General features: G+C 51.8%; 12 protein-coding genes and 3 pseudogenes. 8 read left to right on the top strand and 7 right to left on the bottom strand.

Going from position 1 to position 15,083, the window contains the following annotated elements; genetic code table 11:
- Positions 1 to 19 precede the first annotated feature (19 nt).
- Positions 20 to 3,910 carry a phosphoribosylformylglycinamidine synthase gene (gene purL / locus JK223_RS05680; protein ID WP_212713253.1) on the bottom strand — a complete coding sequence of 1,297 codons (3,891 nt, stop codon included), beginning with the start codon at positions 3,908 to 3,910 and terminating at the stop codon, positions 20 to 22.
- A gap of 270 nt (positions 3,911 to 4,180) precedes the next feature.
- Here purL and mltF point away from each other — a divergent pair, with 270 nt between their 5' ends.
- On the top strand, positions 4,181 to 5,632 hold the full coding sequence (gene mltF, locus JK223_RS05675) for a membrane-bound lytic murein transglycosylase MltF (RefSeq protein ID WP_212713252.1): 1,452 nt from the start codon (positions 4,181 to 4,183) through the stop codon (positions 5,630 to 5,632).
- Between the two features lie 9 nt (positions 5,633 to 5,641).
- Here mltF and tadA read toward each other — a convergent pair whose 3' ends face one another.
- Positions 5,642 to 6,139, bottom strand: coding sequence for a tRNA adenosine(34) deaminase TadA (tadA, locus tag JK223_RS05670; RefSeq protein WP_212713251.1), 498 nt, complete (start codon positions 6,137 to 6,139; stop codon positions 5,642 to 5,644).
- 510 nt (positions 6,140 to 6,649) lie between these two features.
- Here tadA and JK223_RS05665 point away from each other — a divergent pair.
- From JK223_RS05665 to JK223_RS05645, 5 genes are read left to right on the top strand one after another with little or no spacing between them, the layout of a single operon-like run.
- Positions 6,650 to 7,225, top strand: coding sequence for a spore coat U domain-containing protein (locus JK223_RS05665; protein ID WP_212713250.1), 576 nt, complete (start codon positions 6,650 to 6,652; stop codon positions 7,223 to 7,225).
- Between the two features lie 19 nt (positions 7,226 to 7,244).
- Complete coding sequence (locus tag JK223_RS05660) at positions 7,245 to 7,769, top strand: spore coat U domain-containing protein (protein WP_212713447.1); 525 nt, start codon at positions 7,245 to 7,247, stop codon at positions 7,767 to 7,769.
- A gap of 11 nt (positions 7,770 to 7,780) precedes the next feature.
- A complete protein-coding gene (locus tag JK223_RS05655; RefSeq protein ID WP_212713249.1) occupies positions 7,781 to 8,542 on the top strand; it encodes a molecular chaperone in 762 nt (253 codons plus the stop codon).
- Positions 8,543 to 8,544: 2 nt separating this feature from the next.
- The gene (locus tag JK223_RS05650; RefSeq protein ID WP_212713248.1) at positions 8,545 to 10,911 is read left to right on the top strand and encodes a fimbria/pilus outer membrane usher protein; all 2,367 of its coding nucleotides are present in this window, start codon (positions 8,545 to 8,547) and stop codon (positions 10,909 to 10,911) included.
- Positions 10,901 to 11,854, top strand: a complete 954-nt coding sequence (locus JK223_RS05645; RefSeq protein WP_212713247.1) for a spore coat protein U domain-containing protein — start codon at positions 10,901 to 10,903, stop codon at positions 11,852 to 11,854. The genes JK223_RS05650 and JK223_RS05645 overlap by 11 nt, the downstream gene beginning before the upstream one ends.
- A gap of 34 nt (positions 11,855 to 11,888) precedes the next feature.
- On the opposite strand, the gene yfhb is transcribed toward JK223_RS05645, so the two are convergent.
- Positions 11,889 to 12,524, bottom strand: coding sequence for a phosphatidylglycerophosphatase C (gene yfhb, locus JK223_RS05640; protein WP_212713246.1), 636 nt, complete (start codon positions 12,522 to 12,524; stop codon positions 11,889 to 11,891).
- A gap of 247 nt (positions 12,525 to 12,771) precedes the next feature.
- Between yfhb and JK223_RS05635 the strand changes: the two are divergent.
- Positions 12,772 to 12,972, top strand: a pseudogene (locus JK223_RS05635) (IS1 family transposase); the annotation flags it as partial.
- Positions 12,973 to 12,979: 7 nt separating this feature from the next.
- On the opposite strand, the gene JK223_RS05630 reads toward JK223_RS05635, so the two are convergent.
- From JK223_RS05630 to JK223_RS16890, 4 genes and pseudogenes are all read right to left on the bottom strand, one after another.
- Positions 12,980 to 13,336, bottom strand: coding sequence for a putative T6SS immunity periplasmic lipoprotein (locus tag JK223_RS05630; RefSeq protein WP_212713245.1), 357 nt, complete (start codon positions 13,334 to 13,336; stop codon positions 12,980 to 12,982).
- Entirely contained in the window at positions 13,333 to 13,851 is a 519-nt protein-coding gene (locus tag JK223_RS05625) for a type IV secretion protein Rhs (protein ID WP_212713244.1), read from the bottom strand. Before JK223_RS05625 ends, JK223_RS05630 begins: the two co-directional genes overlap by 4 nt.
- Before the next feature lie 225 nt (positions 13,852 to 14,076).
- Positions 14,077 to 14,396, bottom strand: a pseudogene (locus JK223_RS05620) (integrase core domain-containing protein); the annotation flags it as partial.
- Positions 14,394 to 14,633 (bottom strand): annotated as a pseudogene (locus tag JK223_RS16890) (recombinase); the annotation flags it as partial. The pseudogenes JK223_RS16890 and JK223_RS05620, both read right to left, overlap by 3 nt.
- A 185-nt stretch (positions 14,634 to 14,818) precedes the next feature.
- Here JK223_RS16890 and JK223_RS05615 point away from each other — a divergent pair.
- Positions 14,819 to 15,073: a YfhL family 4Fe-4S dicluster ferredoxin gene (locus tag JK223_RS05615; RefSeq protein WP_025903712.1), complete on the top strand. Its 255-nt coding sequence runs from the start codon at positions 14,819 to 14,821 to the stop codon at positions 15,071 to 15,073.
- Positions 15,074 to 15,083: the final 10 nt, after the last annotated feature.

Here is a 15,083-nt window from a genome sequence, read left to right as displayed (position 1 = left end):
TAAGACGGTGTAGCCGGTATCAGCCTAACTGCTGACGGGCATTACGGAAAATACGCATCCACGGGCTGTCCTCGCCCCACTCCTGAGGATGCCAGGAGTTACTGACGGTACGGAATACACGCTCAGGGTGCGGCATCATAATCGTGACACGGCCGCTGGTATTGGTGACTGCCGTGATCCCTTGCGGGGAACCATTCGGGTTTGCCGGATAGGTTTCGGTCGGTTGACCATAGTTATCCACATAACGCAGTGCCACCAGGCCGGCCGCCTGCAGCGCATCCAGTTGTGCCTGTCCTGAGAATTCAGCAAAGCCTTCGCCGTGTGACACCGCGATCGGCATCCGGGAGCCTGCCATGCCGGATAACAGCAGTGACGGGCTTTCGGCCACTTCGGTCAGGCTGAAACGACCTTCAAAACGCTCTGACTGGTTACGGACAAATCTCGGCCACAGGTCGCTGCCCGGGATCAGTTCACGCAGATTCGACATCATCTGACACCCATTACAGACGCCGAGTGCCAGTGTCCCGCTGCGGTTAAAGAATTGCCCGAAGGTGTCACGGACCCGCGGATTAAACAGGATCGATTTTGCCCAGCCTTCCCCGGCCCCTAAGACATCCCCGTAAGAGAAACCACCACAGGCCGACAGCAGATGGAAATCGTCCAGAGACTGACGTCCGGCCAGCAGATCGCTCATATGCACATCCACCGCTTCAAAACCGGCACGGTGGAAGGCGGCTGCCATTTCCACATGTGAGTTGACCCCCTGCTCGCGCAGTACGGCCAGCTTCGGTCTGACGCCGGTCGCTATCATCGGCGCAGCGATATCCTCTGCCGGGTTGAACGTCAGGCTGACATTCAGCCCCGGGTCGTTATTATCCAGTTTTGACTGATGTTCTTCATCGGCACAGTCCGGGTTATCACGTAACCGCTGCATCTGCCAGGTGGTTTCCGCCCACCAGCGACGCAGTGTCGAACGCTTCTCCTGATAAATCACCTGCTGACCGGCATTGATGACAAACTCATCACCCGGCTCAGCGGCACCGAGAACATGCAGGCAATCTGCCAGACCATGACGGGCAAAAATATCGCTAATGGCCTGTTTATCTTCCGCTTTCACCTGGATAACGGCGCCCAGTTCTTCGGTAAACAATGATGCCAGTACATCCTGCCCCAGTGAGGCCACATCCACACGCAAACCGCAGTGACCTGTGAAGGCCATTTCAGCCAGTGTTACCAGCAGCCCGCCGTCAGAGCGGTCATGATAAGCCAGTAATTTCTGCTCAGAAACCAGTTGCTGGATGGCGTTGAAGAAACCGGCCAGCTGTTGTGCATTGCGGACGTCTGCCGGTTTGTCTCCGAGCTGGCTGTAAACCTGTGCCAGCGCTGTTGCCCCCAGAGTATTGGCACCCGCCCCCAGATCCACCAGCATCAGCAGGTTATCTGTGCCGGGCTGTAACTGAGGTGTCACGGTGTGACGAACATCTTCGACACGCGCAAAGGCAGTGATCACCAGCGATAACGGTGATGTCATCTCTCGCGGCTGATTATCCTGCTGCCAGCGGGTTTTCATCGACATCGAATCTTTCCCGACCGGAATCGTCAGACCCAATGCCGGACACAGTTCTTCACCGACGGCTTTTACCGCCGCATATAACCCGGCATCTTCGCCCGGGTGTCCGGCGGCGGACATCCAGTTTGCGGACAGCTTAATGCGGCTCAGAGAACCAATATCGGTGGCGGCCAGGTTCGTCAGAGCTTCACCGACGGCCAGCCGGGCGGAGGCGGCAAAATCGAGCAGAGCGACAGGCGCACGCTCACCCATGGCAAAGGCTTCGCCATGATAGCTGTCCAGGCTGGCCGTGGTAACGGCACAGTTCGCAACAGGGACCTGCCACGGTCCGACCATCTGGTCGCGTGCCACCATCCCGGTGACGGAACGGTCACCGATAGTAATAAGGAAGGTCTTTTCTGCGACGCCCGGCAGATGCATAACGCGTTTAACCGCCTCGGCCAGTGATATGTCATCACGGTTTAACGCCGTCCCGCAGACCTGTTTTGTCTCGACGTCCCGCGTCATTTTCGGGGTTTTGCCGAGCAGCACATCCAGCGGCATATCGATAGGCTGATTATCGAAGTGCGTGTCATTCAGGGTCAGATGCAGTTCTTCGGTCGCTTCACCGATCACCGCATAAGGTGCGCGTTCACGCTGACATAACTGCTCAAACAACGGCAGTTTGTCCGGCGACACCGCTAAAACATAACGTTCCTGCGACTCATTACACCAGACTTCCAGCGGGCTCATGCCGGGTTCATCGTTCAGGATGTCACGCAGATTGAAACGCCCGCCACGTCCACCGTCACTGACCAGTTCCGGCATCGCGTTGGACAGCCCGCCTGCACCGACATCATGGATAAACAGAATCGGGTTCTGTTCGCCCAGCTGCCAGCAGCGGTCGATCACTTCCTGACAGCGACGCTCCATTTCCGGGTTGTCACGCTGAACAGACGCAAAATCCAGATCGGCATCGGACTGACCGGAAGCCATCGATGACGCCGCTCCACCGCCCAGACCGATATTCATCGCCGGACCGCCCAGCACGATCAGTTTAGCCCCGATGCTGATCTCGCCTTTCTGCACATGATCACCACGGATGTTACCGATCCCTCCGGCCAGCATGACCGGCTTATGGTAACCACGCAGTTCTTCACCGTTATGGCTGGTCACCCGCGCTTCATAAGTACGGAAGTATCCGTTCAGCGCCGGACGACCAAATTCATTGTTAAATGCCGCTCCGCCCAACGGACCATCGGTCATGATCTCCAGTGCGGTCACGATACGATCCGGTTTACCGAAATCCTGCTCCCACGGCTGTTCAAAGCCCGGAATACGCAGGTTAGAGACAGAGAAACCGCTGAGACCGGCTTTAGGTTTAGCACCTCGTCCGGTCGCGCCTTCATCACGGATTTCACCCCCGGATCCGGTCGCGGCCCCCGGCCACGGAGAAATCGCCGTCGGGTGGTTGTGCGTTTCGACTTTCATCAGGATATGGGCATCTTCCTGGTGGAAATCGTAAATCCCCTGCTTATCGTCCGCATAAAAACGGCCAACCTTCGAGCCTTCCATCACGGCGGCATTATCTTTATAGGCCGACAGCACGTGCTCAGGGTTTTTCTCAAAGGTATTTTTGATCATCTTAAACAGCGATTTCGGCTGTTGAACACCATCGATGATCCAGTCGGCATTGAAAATTTTATGCCGGCAGTGCTCAGAGTTAGCCTGAGCAAACATATAGAGTTCGATATCGTTAGGATTGCGTCCCAGTCCGGTAAACGCAGCCAGCAGGTAGTCAATTTCGTCCTCTGCCAGAGCCAGGCCGAGAGACGCGTTCGCTTCTTCCAAAGCCTGACGACCTTTACCAAGGATATCGACCGCTTTTACCGGCTGAGGCGTTTGCTGAACAAATAACTGCTGCGCCTGAGCCAGTGAGGTATAAACCGTTTCCATCATCCGGTCATGTAATAACGCGGACAATTCAGCCCATTGAGCCTCTGAAATAGCCTCAGCCTGAATATAGAACGCCAGTCCTCTTTCCAGACGGATGACTTTCGCCAGTTCACAATTATGGGCAATATCCGTGGCTTTAGAAGACCAGGGAGAAATCGTCCCGGGACGAGGAGTCACCAGTAATAAGCGTCCGGCAGGTTCATGCTCCGCCAGTGAGGGGCCGTATTTAAGAAGACGTTGAAGACGGTTTTTTTCATCATCACTCAGGGGGGAACTGACATCGGCAAAATGTACATATTCAGCATAAATATCGCTGACGGGCAGGTGAGCATTTCTGAAACTGTTCAGGAGTTTGTTAATACGAAATGCCGACAGAGCGGGCGAGCCACGCAAAATTTCCATCATTAAAGATCTCTCGTCTTCGAAACGCCGGACGACGCTTCATTGGGCGCAACAGGGGAAAACGGACGTCATTATAAAGAATAACCCTCTGTTACGAAACCGTTTGCGTTGATTTTCTGCGGATAATCCTGCGGTCAAAAAACAAACATTTCTTGCTATAAAAGTTGCTCTTTGTCGTTTTGTTGCTCAGAATGCACCTCGCTCCGGGGAGTTTACCCTCTGTTACATTCCTGCCAAAAGGCTAAACCCGGAGCTGATTAACGAGATAACTTTTTGAAATACTTAAAATTAAATTATCTTTTGATCGGTCTTGTCACCTTGTTACTGGCAATGGCTCTATGGCCTGCTATCTCCTGGCATTCAGGTACACAAGATACTCTGTCGCAGATTAAATCCCGCGGAGTGTTACGTGTCAGCACCATAAGCTCTTCTCTGACCTGGCAAAAGAACAGCAAAAATCCGACGGGGATGGATTATGAGCTGGCTAAACGCTTTGCAGACTATCTGGGCGTGAAGCTGGACATCTCCGTGCGTCCAAACATTGAAAGCCTGTTTGATGATCTTAACCATCATCGTACCGATATCCTGGCTGCCGGACTCGCCTGGGATGCAGAACGTCAGCGCGATTACCGTAGCGGCCCTGCTTATTATATGACAACGCAGCAACTGGTTTACCGGGTGGATAAACCCCGCCCGAAAAATCTGGATGATTTACACGGCACCTTGTCGGTGCCTTCGGAGTCGTCCTTTATTTCGACCTTGCAGGCGTTCAAAGCGAATAAATATCCGCAACTCAGCTGGCATGTGGAGAATAAGCTCAGTCCGCAAGCCATGCTGGAGCAGGTGGCTGACGGCAAACTGGATTATACCATCGGCGATTCAGCCACTATCGGGATGATGCAACGCATCCACCCGCAACTGGCCGTGGCATTTGATGTCACCAATGAAGCGCCGGTTAACTGGTATATGGCAAAAACGGCTGACGATAGTCTGAACGCTGCACTGCTGGATTTTTACAATCAGCTGAATGAAGAAGGCACACTGGCCAGACTGGATGAGAAATATCTGGGGCATACCGGCAGCTTTGATTATGTCGATACCCGGACTTTTCTGCGGGCTATCGACAGTACGTTACCGTCATTACAGCCGCTGTTCAGGAAGTACGCCAGCCAGATCGACTGGCGACTGCTCGCAGCCATTGCTTACCAGGAATCTCACTGGGACCCGCAGGCCACCTCTCCGACCGGGGTCCGGGGCATGATGATGCTGACACGTAATACTGCCGACAGTCTGGATGTGGCTAATCGCCTGGACGCCGCAGAAAGTATTCGTGGCGGTAGCCAGTATTTGCAGAAGCTGATGGATAAAGTTCCGCCGACCATCCCTCAGGATGAGCGGATCTGGTTTGCGCTGGCGGCCTATAATATGGGCTTTGCTCATATGATGGATGCGCGCAAGCTGACCATGATGCAGGGCGCTAACCCGGACAGCTGGGCCGATGTTAAACAACGGCTGCCGCTGCTGTCACAGAAGCGCTACTACCGTCAGACCACTTACGGGTTTGCCCGCGGCACCGAAGCCTATAATTACGTGGAAAATATTCGTAAGTACAATATCAGCCTGGTCGGATATCTGCAGGAAGCAGAAAAGAAGAGGCAACAAATCATCCCTATTCCTGACTCTGACATGCCTTCTCCGTCAGAGCCACAAATAGCGATGAACTGATCCGATAACCTACTGATCCTCGCGCTGCGTCTGACGCAGCGCTTTTTTTTGTGCTCTGCGCTGGCGGAAGAACTCGCTTAACTGATTCGCACACGCTTCTGCCAGCACGCCCCCCTCCACGACTATCCGGTGATTCATCCCGGGATGATGCAGAATATCCAGTAATGAACCCGCAGCCCCCGTTTTCGCATCACGGGCGCCATAGACCAGCCGGGAGATACGGCTATGGATCATCGCCCCGGCACACATCGTGCAGGGCTCCAGGGTGACATAGAGGGTGGTATCCAGTAACCGGTAATTTTCTAATGCCTTTCCGCCATTGCGTAATGCCATCATTTCGGCATGGGCCGTCGGATCATGATCCCCGATGGGATGATTCCAGCCTTCGGCAATCACTTCGCCGCCCTGCACTAACACCGCTCCGACAGGCACCTCATTATTTTCCTGAGCCCGGGTGGCTAACGTCATGGCATAACGCATCCAGTACTCATCATTTTTGTCGGTCACTCTCTTTCCTCTGAAACGATAACAGCGCCGATTATAACGATTTCAGGCGGTAAATCGTAGTACGGCACGGTTTTTACCGGCAGTCATGCTGAAAGAGGCAATACGGAAAGTAACTTTAGTTATTAATAATAATTTCTTATAAAATTAAATTATTAACATTAATTTATATTACGATATATTTCAGCAGAAATAATTTTACAAAAAAACCACAAAACAACCCGGGATTAAAAAACCAAAAAATCCATCTAAAACAATCCACTGGCATACCATTCCGCAAAAAATCACCTGAGACTGCCTTTCTGTATTCGAGCGCCCCACCCGCTCAGTTAACTGAGACTTTTCTTATTCATGTGATAATCTGTTGTTAGCCAAACAGAAAGTAAAGATAAATTAATCATTATTAACACCGGTAACGACGACCTGAAAAATCAGACATGTAGTGATTGGTCAGAAAAACACTGCGCTGCCGGACATACTGCCGTCTTCCACACTGCATAAGGTTACTTGATTATGAAACTCAGAAAAACGCTGTTAATTACGTTAGGGGTCGCCTTAACCACTGCCTTCACCAGTCTTTCGGCCAGCGCGGCTGAAGGGACATTAACCGGCCAGGTTGGGGTTCAGGTGACGATTAAAGAAGGTTGTACTGTCGCCAACGGCAGTTCGTCTTCGGGCACGAACAGCTGGGGAACACTTAATTTTGGTACCTATGCTGATCTAACCTCAATCATTAATGGCAGTGTGTTAGGTTCAGACGGGAAGGATGCCGTAACGGTGACCTGCACCTCAGGGCTAAGCCCGACCCTGACACTGGATGGCGGCCTGAATGAATCGGGTAATGTCCGTAATATGGTAAACACTACCACCACCAGCGGTACCACTACCAGCTCGGACATCGCTTATCACCTCTATTCCGATGCTTCTTACGACACAGAAATTGAACCCGGCACCGCTATTTCACTGACAGCCAGTGGTGATGCACAAAGTATTCCTATCTATGGGCGGATCCTGCCGACCGGCCAAACCTCGACGGCACCGACCTCCGGGACATATACCGATACAGTGACAGCGACCTTAGCCTGGTAAACAGGTGAAGATAAGTGAAATGACCTGCCACTTCACTTTAGCCGCCTTGTTAGCCCTGTTTTCCGTGGCCGCGTCTGCAGATACCACGACGAGCAGCTTCACCGTCTCCTCAGTGATCACCAGTGGATGTGCTCTCGGAACAAGCAGTAGTGATTCGGTAACCGATTTCGGCACATTGAATTTTGGTTCGATGTCCTCGATCGCGGATAACGTGGATGTGGCAAGTACTCCCGGGGCGGGTTCCATTGTCGTGACCTGCACCCCGGGGATGTCTGTTTCAATCGCACTGGATTACGGGCTCCATGGCGGGTCTGCCAGCGAACGTTATATGGAAAACAGCGACAGCACTGCGACCCTCGGCTATCAGCTTTATCAGGATGCCGCTTACAGTACCGTTTGGGGAACGGGCTCACTGGCCTATAGCGTCGCATCCTTTCCCGACACGCCCCAGACATACACCCTATACGGACGGTTATTTCCGGTCACCGGTTTACCCACTGCCGGCACCTATACCGATACCATTACCGTTACTCTGACTTATTAAAGCGTAAATACATGAAAATCCGATCTGTCTTACTGTCTCTCTTACTCTCACTCCCCGCATTATTTACTGCCGCTCATGCCGCAAGCTCCATCCTGGTATGGCCGATATTTCAGGTGATAAAAAATAGCGACAGAGGTTCAGAGCTATGGCTACAGAATGAGGGAGGTAATGCCGTCACCCTGCAGGTGCGGATTTTTAAATGGCAGCAGCGTCACTCCGCCTCTGTTTACTCGGACCAGAAAGATGTGCTGGCAAGCCCCCCTTTCGTGACGATCCAGCCAGGGGGAAGACAACTGATCCGTCTGATCCGCCTGCGGCCGACGGCTGCGCAGCAGGAAGATGCCTACCGCATTGTTATCGATGAGATCCCGGGGGTGATGGCACCTCAGATGCAAAACCACAATGCCGGACTGATCATGCGCATGCGGTATGTATTACCGCTGTTCCTGTATGGTCAGGGTATCCAGCCTGTCGGTGAGAACGGACCGGTGACGGATATCCGGAAAAACCTCTCCTGGCAGATACTCTCCTCCGGGGGCAAACCCGTGCTGGCCATTACCAACCATGGAACACGCCACGCCAGGCTGAGTGATATTTTCTGGGGAAGTGATGCGATGCATCCTGATGTTTTTATCTCGAAAGGATTTCTCGGGTATGTTCTGCCAGGGCAGACGGTGAACTTCCCTCTGCCGCAAAAGCCCGCCCTGCATCCACAACTCTTTACGCGACTGGCAGATAATGTGGCGCCGGTCATGATAGACGCTGGCAGATAATCATGAATAAGGCCTTACATCCGCTGCTGTTAAGCATGGCCTGTAGCCTGTCCGGCATCGCCCGGGCAGATGATTATAACCAGTTGCCGCCACCGACACTGGGCCAGGCAGAAAGTAAGGCCTATACCCTTTACCTGACCTTGTCAGTTAACGGTAATAAAAATCCTGAACTGGTGCCGGTATCGGTGAATAATGATCATTTCCTGGTGGGCGCCGCCGTCTTAAGAAAAAACTATCTTAAGTTCCCGGCCACGTCAGGGTTAGTGGATGTCACTCAACTCCCCGGGGTACATGCCACTTATGACAGTGCCCGGCAGCAACTGGATCTGCGGGTTCCTGATGCCTGGCTACCTGAACAATTCCTGGGTAACCGCCGGCGGCAGAAAGAATTGGTTCCGGTCACCAGCCATGGCGTCTTGCTCAACTATGATGCTTACAGCCTGAAATCCGGATCCGGTACAGCCACCACCAGTACGCTGTTAGAAGGCCGTTTCTTCAGCGATGAGGGCACACTTTCACAAAGTGGCGTCTGGCGAACGACCTGGCAAGGCAACGATAACACCCCGCAAGGGTATATGCGTTATGACACATCCTGGAAATACAGTGATGTTAACCGGTTAATCAGCGTCCAGGCCGGAGATTTCATCAGTGACTCTCTGACCTGGAGTAATTCCGTTCGGATGGCCGGATTACGGATCAGCCGTAATTTCAGCGTTCGTCCGGACCTGGTGACATACCCGCTATTAAACTGGTCGGGCTCGGCGGCCGTCCCCGGAACGGTCAATTTATTTGTTAACGGCTACAAAACCAGTAGCCAGTCAGTGAATGCCGGTCCCTATACGCTGACAGATGTTCCTTTTATTAATGGTGCCGGTGAAGCCACGGTAGTGACGACCGATGCGCTGGGACGTCAGGTTTCAACCACTATCCCGTTTTACGTCTCCAATAAGTTACTTGCGCGCGGCATGAGCGATTTTGACCTCTCAGCCGGCGTATTACGCCGCAACTACGGTACAAAAAGTAATGATTACGGCGAAGGTGCCTTCAGTGGTATTTACCGTTACGGGCTGACTAATCGTCTTACCGGCTCCGTGCACAGTGAAGCCAGCGAAAAATTATGGCTCGCCGGCACCGGCGCCGACTTCACTCCGGGGCAGTGGGGAACCCTCAGCCTGTCCGTAAGCCACAGTCAGTACGACAGCCTGCAATACGGGCAGCAGTATACCTCCGGCTGGTCCTACTATGGCCGGCTCTGGAGCCTGAATCTTCAGCATATCAATACCCGCGGCACTTATCTGGATCTTTCCGATGACAGTAATGACGCGGTATCCAGCAGGAGTTCAGATCAGGCCACCTTCAGCATTACCCCTATCGGCCAGGCCGCCGGAACCTTCGGGTTGGGTTATTTCGCTATCCGTGCGCAGGATGGCACCCGGACCCGGCTGGCTAACGCATCATGGAGTCATGCCATCGGCCGTAGTGCCAGCTTTAGTCTGAGCCTGAACAAAACGCTGAGCAGTCATGCGCTGACCGGGGTAGCACAACTGACTATCCCATGGGGTGACCAGTCAACCGTGAATGCCACCGCTAATCAGAACGCCAATGGCAAGGTCACCGGACAGATCGGCTACACCCGGGCCGCCCCGGTGGAGGGAGGGCTGGGATGGACGGTCGCCCACTCCTTCAGTAAAGAGAATTATAACCAGGCAAACCTGACCTGGATAAACCGTTACTCGACAGTCAGTGGCGGATTCTATGGCGATGACAGTAACGTTAATCAGTGGATAGAAGCCAGCGGGTCTCTCATTGCGATGGATAATGATTATTTTCTTTCGCGGCCAATCAACGACGCTTTTATTGTGGCTGATACCGATGGCTATCCGGATACCGTCGTCAGGTATGAAAACCGTCGGGTCGGGGTTACCGATAAACAGGGACATCTGCTTATCCCCTGGGTCTCCGGCTGGTATGCGGGAAAAGTCTCTATCGATACCATGAATTTACCGGCAGATATTGATGCTCCGGTACCGGAAAAACGGGTGGCTGTACGTGAGGACAGTGGTGCCATCGTGCACTTTCCTGTGATGCGGGTACGCTCAGCAATACTGACCCTCACTAATGATCGGGGACAACCATTGCCGGTGGGAACTCCCTTAAACGAACTGGACAGTGGTCAGTCTGCAGTCGTCGGCTATGACGGCCAGGCATGGTTATCTCATCTCGGCAGACAGAATCGCTTAGTGATCACTACCCCGGACGGTGAATGTCACTATTCCTTCACCTTACCTCAGGAAACCCGGATCCCTGCCACTATAGGCCCGATAGAATGTCACTTCCCCTCAGTAAAGGAGCCGCTTAATGACCGGTAATTCCTTCCTCCTGCGGCTGGCAGGACTGTTATTACTCTTCGTTTCTCATCTCTGTCTGGCCGACTGTACGGCCAGTTCGGCCAGCGGAAGCTTCGGCTCGCTCAGTTCATTCACCCTGGCAAGCACGGCTGAAACCGTGGAGACCGGTTCCGGCTTTACCTGCACCGGCGGGTTATTAACGTTATTAAGCACGGATACTATCACCGCGACTATCGCCTCCTCGGCCGGGGAAAGTGGCAGCACACCGCAGATGACCAGTGCGTCGGGCAGTGCGATCCCTTACACAATATGTGCCAGTTCCGGTTGTGGCACCACCTATACCATAGGCCAGACCATCACCTGGAGCTCAACCTCATTACTCGGGCTGCTGGGATTGTTTGATGCCAGTGACGGATCGTTACCCCTGTATATCCATACCGCCGCCGGCCTGAATGTGCCGGCAGGAACCTATACCGATACCATCACCATCAACTGGCATTACAATATTTGTTTTATCGGCCTGCTGGGGATCTGTGCCTATACCACGGGTGATACGACATCGACAGTCACCTTAACCGCGATAGTCACTAATGATTGCACTATTGAAGAGGCTCCGGATGTCAGTTTCGGCAGTGCCGCATTACCGGCAGACTTCGCCTCTGTTGCCAGTGCACTGACGGTCCTGTGCACGAAAAATGCCGCCTATACCGTCAACCTGAGCAGCAGCAATCCGGTCAGCGGGGACTGGCGACAGATGTCATCGGCGATTGACGGATCGACCCGCTATTTGCTCTATCAACTTTATCAGGCGGATGGCACCGCCTGGACACCCGAAAACGACCTGAGTGAAACCGGCACCGGTGAATCCCAGACGATCAATTATACCGCCACGGTGGACAGCTCTCAGACCAATCAGCCCGCCGGAAGCTATACGGATACCATCACGGTGACGGTCACCTATTAGCCCCGCAGCCCCTGGCTTCGGCAGACAGCGACAGCTACCTGATGCGCTGCATTTCACCGCCGGGGGTGATCCGCCAGCGGTGCTGGCAAAAGGACAACAGCGGGTTGTCCTGCCGGCTGTCACTGTAGCCGCTGAATAACGCGAGCGGATGACCCATCCGTTTTTCCAGCTGTGTCACTTTCTCATGGCCCAGACAACGCAGAGTCAGTACCCTTCCGCCAAAGCGTCTTTCCATCCGGGTCGCAATCAGATTCACCGCCGGCAGGAAATCACTCTGCTGATACACCTGTTCGACCAGCGATTGTGGCGAACCGGTGATCAGCCAGACCCGGGTATCACTGGCCTGCAGATATTCATTAAGACGTTGTATCACCCGCGGGAATGGCGTCACGCGCTGGCGGAACCAGCAGCAGAAATCAGCGTCCTGGCGAAGCAACGTCGCTTCACTCTGCCCTGCGGTGATTGCCCAAAGTAACAGACTCATTGGCCAGCGTGCTGCCCTGCCGCACAACAGCAACCCGAGGATAACCAGCGGAAATAACGGAACCACCAGCAGCATATTTTTCGGCTGTCTGGTCAGCGAAAAACGGAGATAGCAACCAAACAAGTCCTGTTTATGCAGCGTGCCATCAAGGTCAAAGAAAATGTTCCGTTTATCTTGTTTCTTCATCGATAGGTTCCCTTAGCCGGTATCCGGTGACGGACGGTATCGTCACTGACGAGGTAATGTAAGCCACATTCCGGAGGCAGAAAAGAGCTTTATCCGTTTGCTCTGCCGCGGAAGGGGGAAGTTGTCAGGCGAATTCCCCCCTGCGGTCAATCACCGCAATCGGCCTCTTTTAAGCATAGGGATGCCTTCCCGGGTAATGCTACCAACTTATTGATTTAGTCTATGCTGGTGTTTTTGAGGTGCTTTTATGACTTCAATTCCCGTGCGTTGTCCCGCCTGTGCCGGGACTGAAGACGTAGTTCGTAACGGTAAAAGTACTGCAGGTCATCAGCTTTACCTCTGCAAGCCGTGTCGTAAGACATGACAATTCACTTTCACCTATACCGCCTCCCAGCCCGGTAAACACCAGAAAATCATTGATATGGCTATGAATGGCGTTGGATGCCGGGTATTTTTTACGACTTGATATAGCTTTTTTTTACTTTATTATGGGCATCAGTTATAAACTCGAACCGATACTTTTCACCGTTTAGTACATAAATCAACTCATAATTCGTACTATTTTTAAGAATCAAAGGTATGCAGGTATCATGATATTTTTTCGCGATATTATCTTCTGTTAAAATGGGTAGCGCATAACTATTTTCTGACGAACTTAAAGAATAATATTCCAGAATATCACCGGGGGTCGATGCTATACAAACCCGGTTTTCATTTACGGTTGCGCTGCCCTTTTTATGAAATGCAAGTCTGTCGCCAGCGCAACCCGCCAGTAAAAAAAGGGAAAAGAATAATAAAAGAATTTTTATCATTGAGGAAATCCTTTTAATATCCCTTGATATTTCGCAATCAAATCTTTCACAGATTGAGACGAATCATCATCTTTATAATTTACCATTCTTTTGTTATTTATGAAGCCAAACTTCATTAGTAACCAATAATCGGACACTATTGAAGCCTGCTGCTCCATCGAATAACCAGATAAACTTTTCTTATCAAGGCTATATTTATAATTCGCAGCCCATGAAACCAAACCTCGCATTCTGATGTTCATGCCACGCTGATATTGCCTGACGTGCATCATTTCATGTATAAACAGATGCTGGTAATCCACCGAAGCTATAGAGTAATCATCACGATAAACATTGGTTTCAAACCATATTTCACCATTCGGTGTCATAGCGGTATTATTTCCCTGCATACCAAATGCGAGATAGCTCCCGTGATGAACCCATACCCGATTGTATTGGATGCTGTGACGGTATAACTCAGTTGCCAGACGAATTTCACCCGAAGTTAATAATCGCAAACCACCTCTTTTAAGCATAGGGACTCCTTCCCACATAAGATCCATCCATTTCAGGTTAACTCTATAACATGAAGCAATTTTATGTCCAAGATATTATGGCTTGATCTCGAGACTTTCAGCAAAGTGCTCATAAAAAATGGAAATCATGCTTACGCCGAAAATGTGGAGGTTATGCTGTCTGCCTGGGCTATCGATACCGCGCCGGTACATTTATCGGACGTGGCCTGTGTAAGCAGACCTGTTTTAGTTCCAGACACTTTTTGAAGTTTCCGGTTTTCAGTCATCAACCGGTATTCTTCCGGCATCAGATTATTCAGGGATTCATGAGATCGCTCGCGGTTATATTCTGTCAGCCACCGATCTGTGATCTCCCGTACTTCATTCAGTGTTCTGAACAGATAAAAATCCAGTATTTCAGTCCGGTATGTCCGGTTAAATCGTTCAATAAAAGCATTCTGAGTGGGTTTCCCGGGCTGAATAAACTCCGGATGTACACCATGCTCTTTAGCTCATTAAGCCAGTGTCAGTGAGATGAATTCCGGCACATTATCCGCCCTCAGTTTAGGGAACTCTGCATAGAGCGTAACCTTACCGGCCTTACTGAAATATATGCGTAAATAGCTCTCTTTTTCATACTTAGATCGTTATCTCTGGTGTTTGAGTATGTTTTTTGCTGCCGTAATACAGATTCACATGTGTGAGCTTCTGTATGGCGGCTTACATCCTTCCCAGCGCCCCAAGGTGCTCAACGCACCGTCATGATTGGGCTTTATGGGGTTCTGTGGTACAGTGCGCGCCATTAAAATCCTCCGTCTGTGCCCGAAAAGACAGTTACCCTGCTGAGGCTTTACAGGTCTGAGTGACGTTTTGTGGAATACGGGCAGGCATCCGTGATGTCCGGGGTCTGCGAACAGGTGTCTGTGGCTCAGCATGGCTGACTATCTGTAACCCGTGGATGACCCGATAAAAAAGGTAAGTGACTGAAGTGGCTTTGTTAATTACAACACGTTGTATCAACTGTGATATGTGTGAACCCGAGTGCCCTAATCAGGCCATCTCAATGGGCGAGACAATTTATCAGATAGATGTGGATCGTTGCACAGAATGTGTCGGCCATTATGATGCACCGACCTGTCAGAGCGTCTGCCCGATCACTAATACCATTATCACCGATCCGCAGCAGACGGAAACCAAAGACGCATTATGGGAAAAGTTTGTCACCCTCTGGCATTCTGCCTGAACGGACGTTG

Source organism: Tatumella sp. JGM118, from assembly GCF_018257515.1.
GTDB lineage: Bacteria > Pseudomonadota > Gammaproteobacteria > Enterobacterales > Enterobacteriaceae > Tatumella > Tatumella terrea.
The sequence above is the reverse complement of the archived record's forward strand: the minus strand, read 5'-3'. Positions and strand labels throughout refer to the sequence as shown.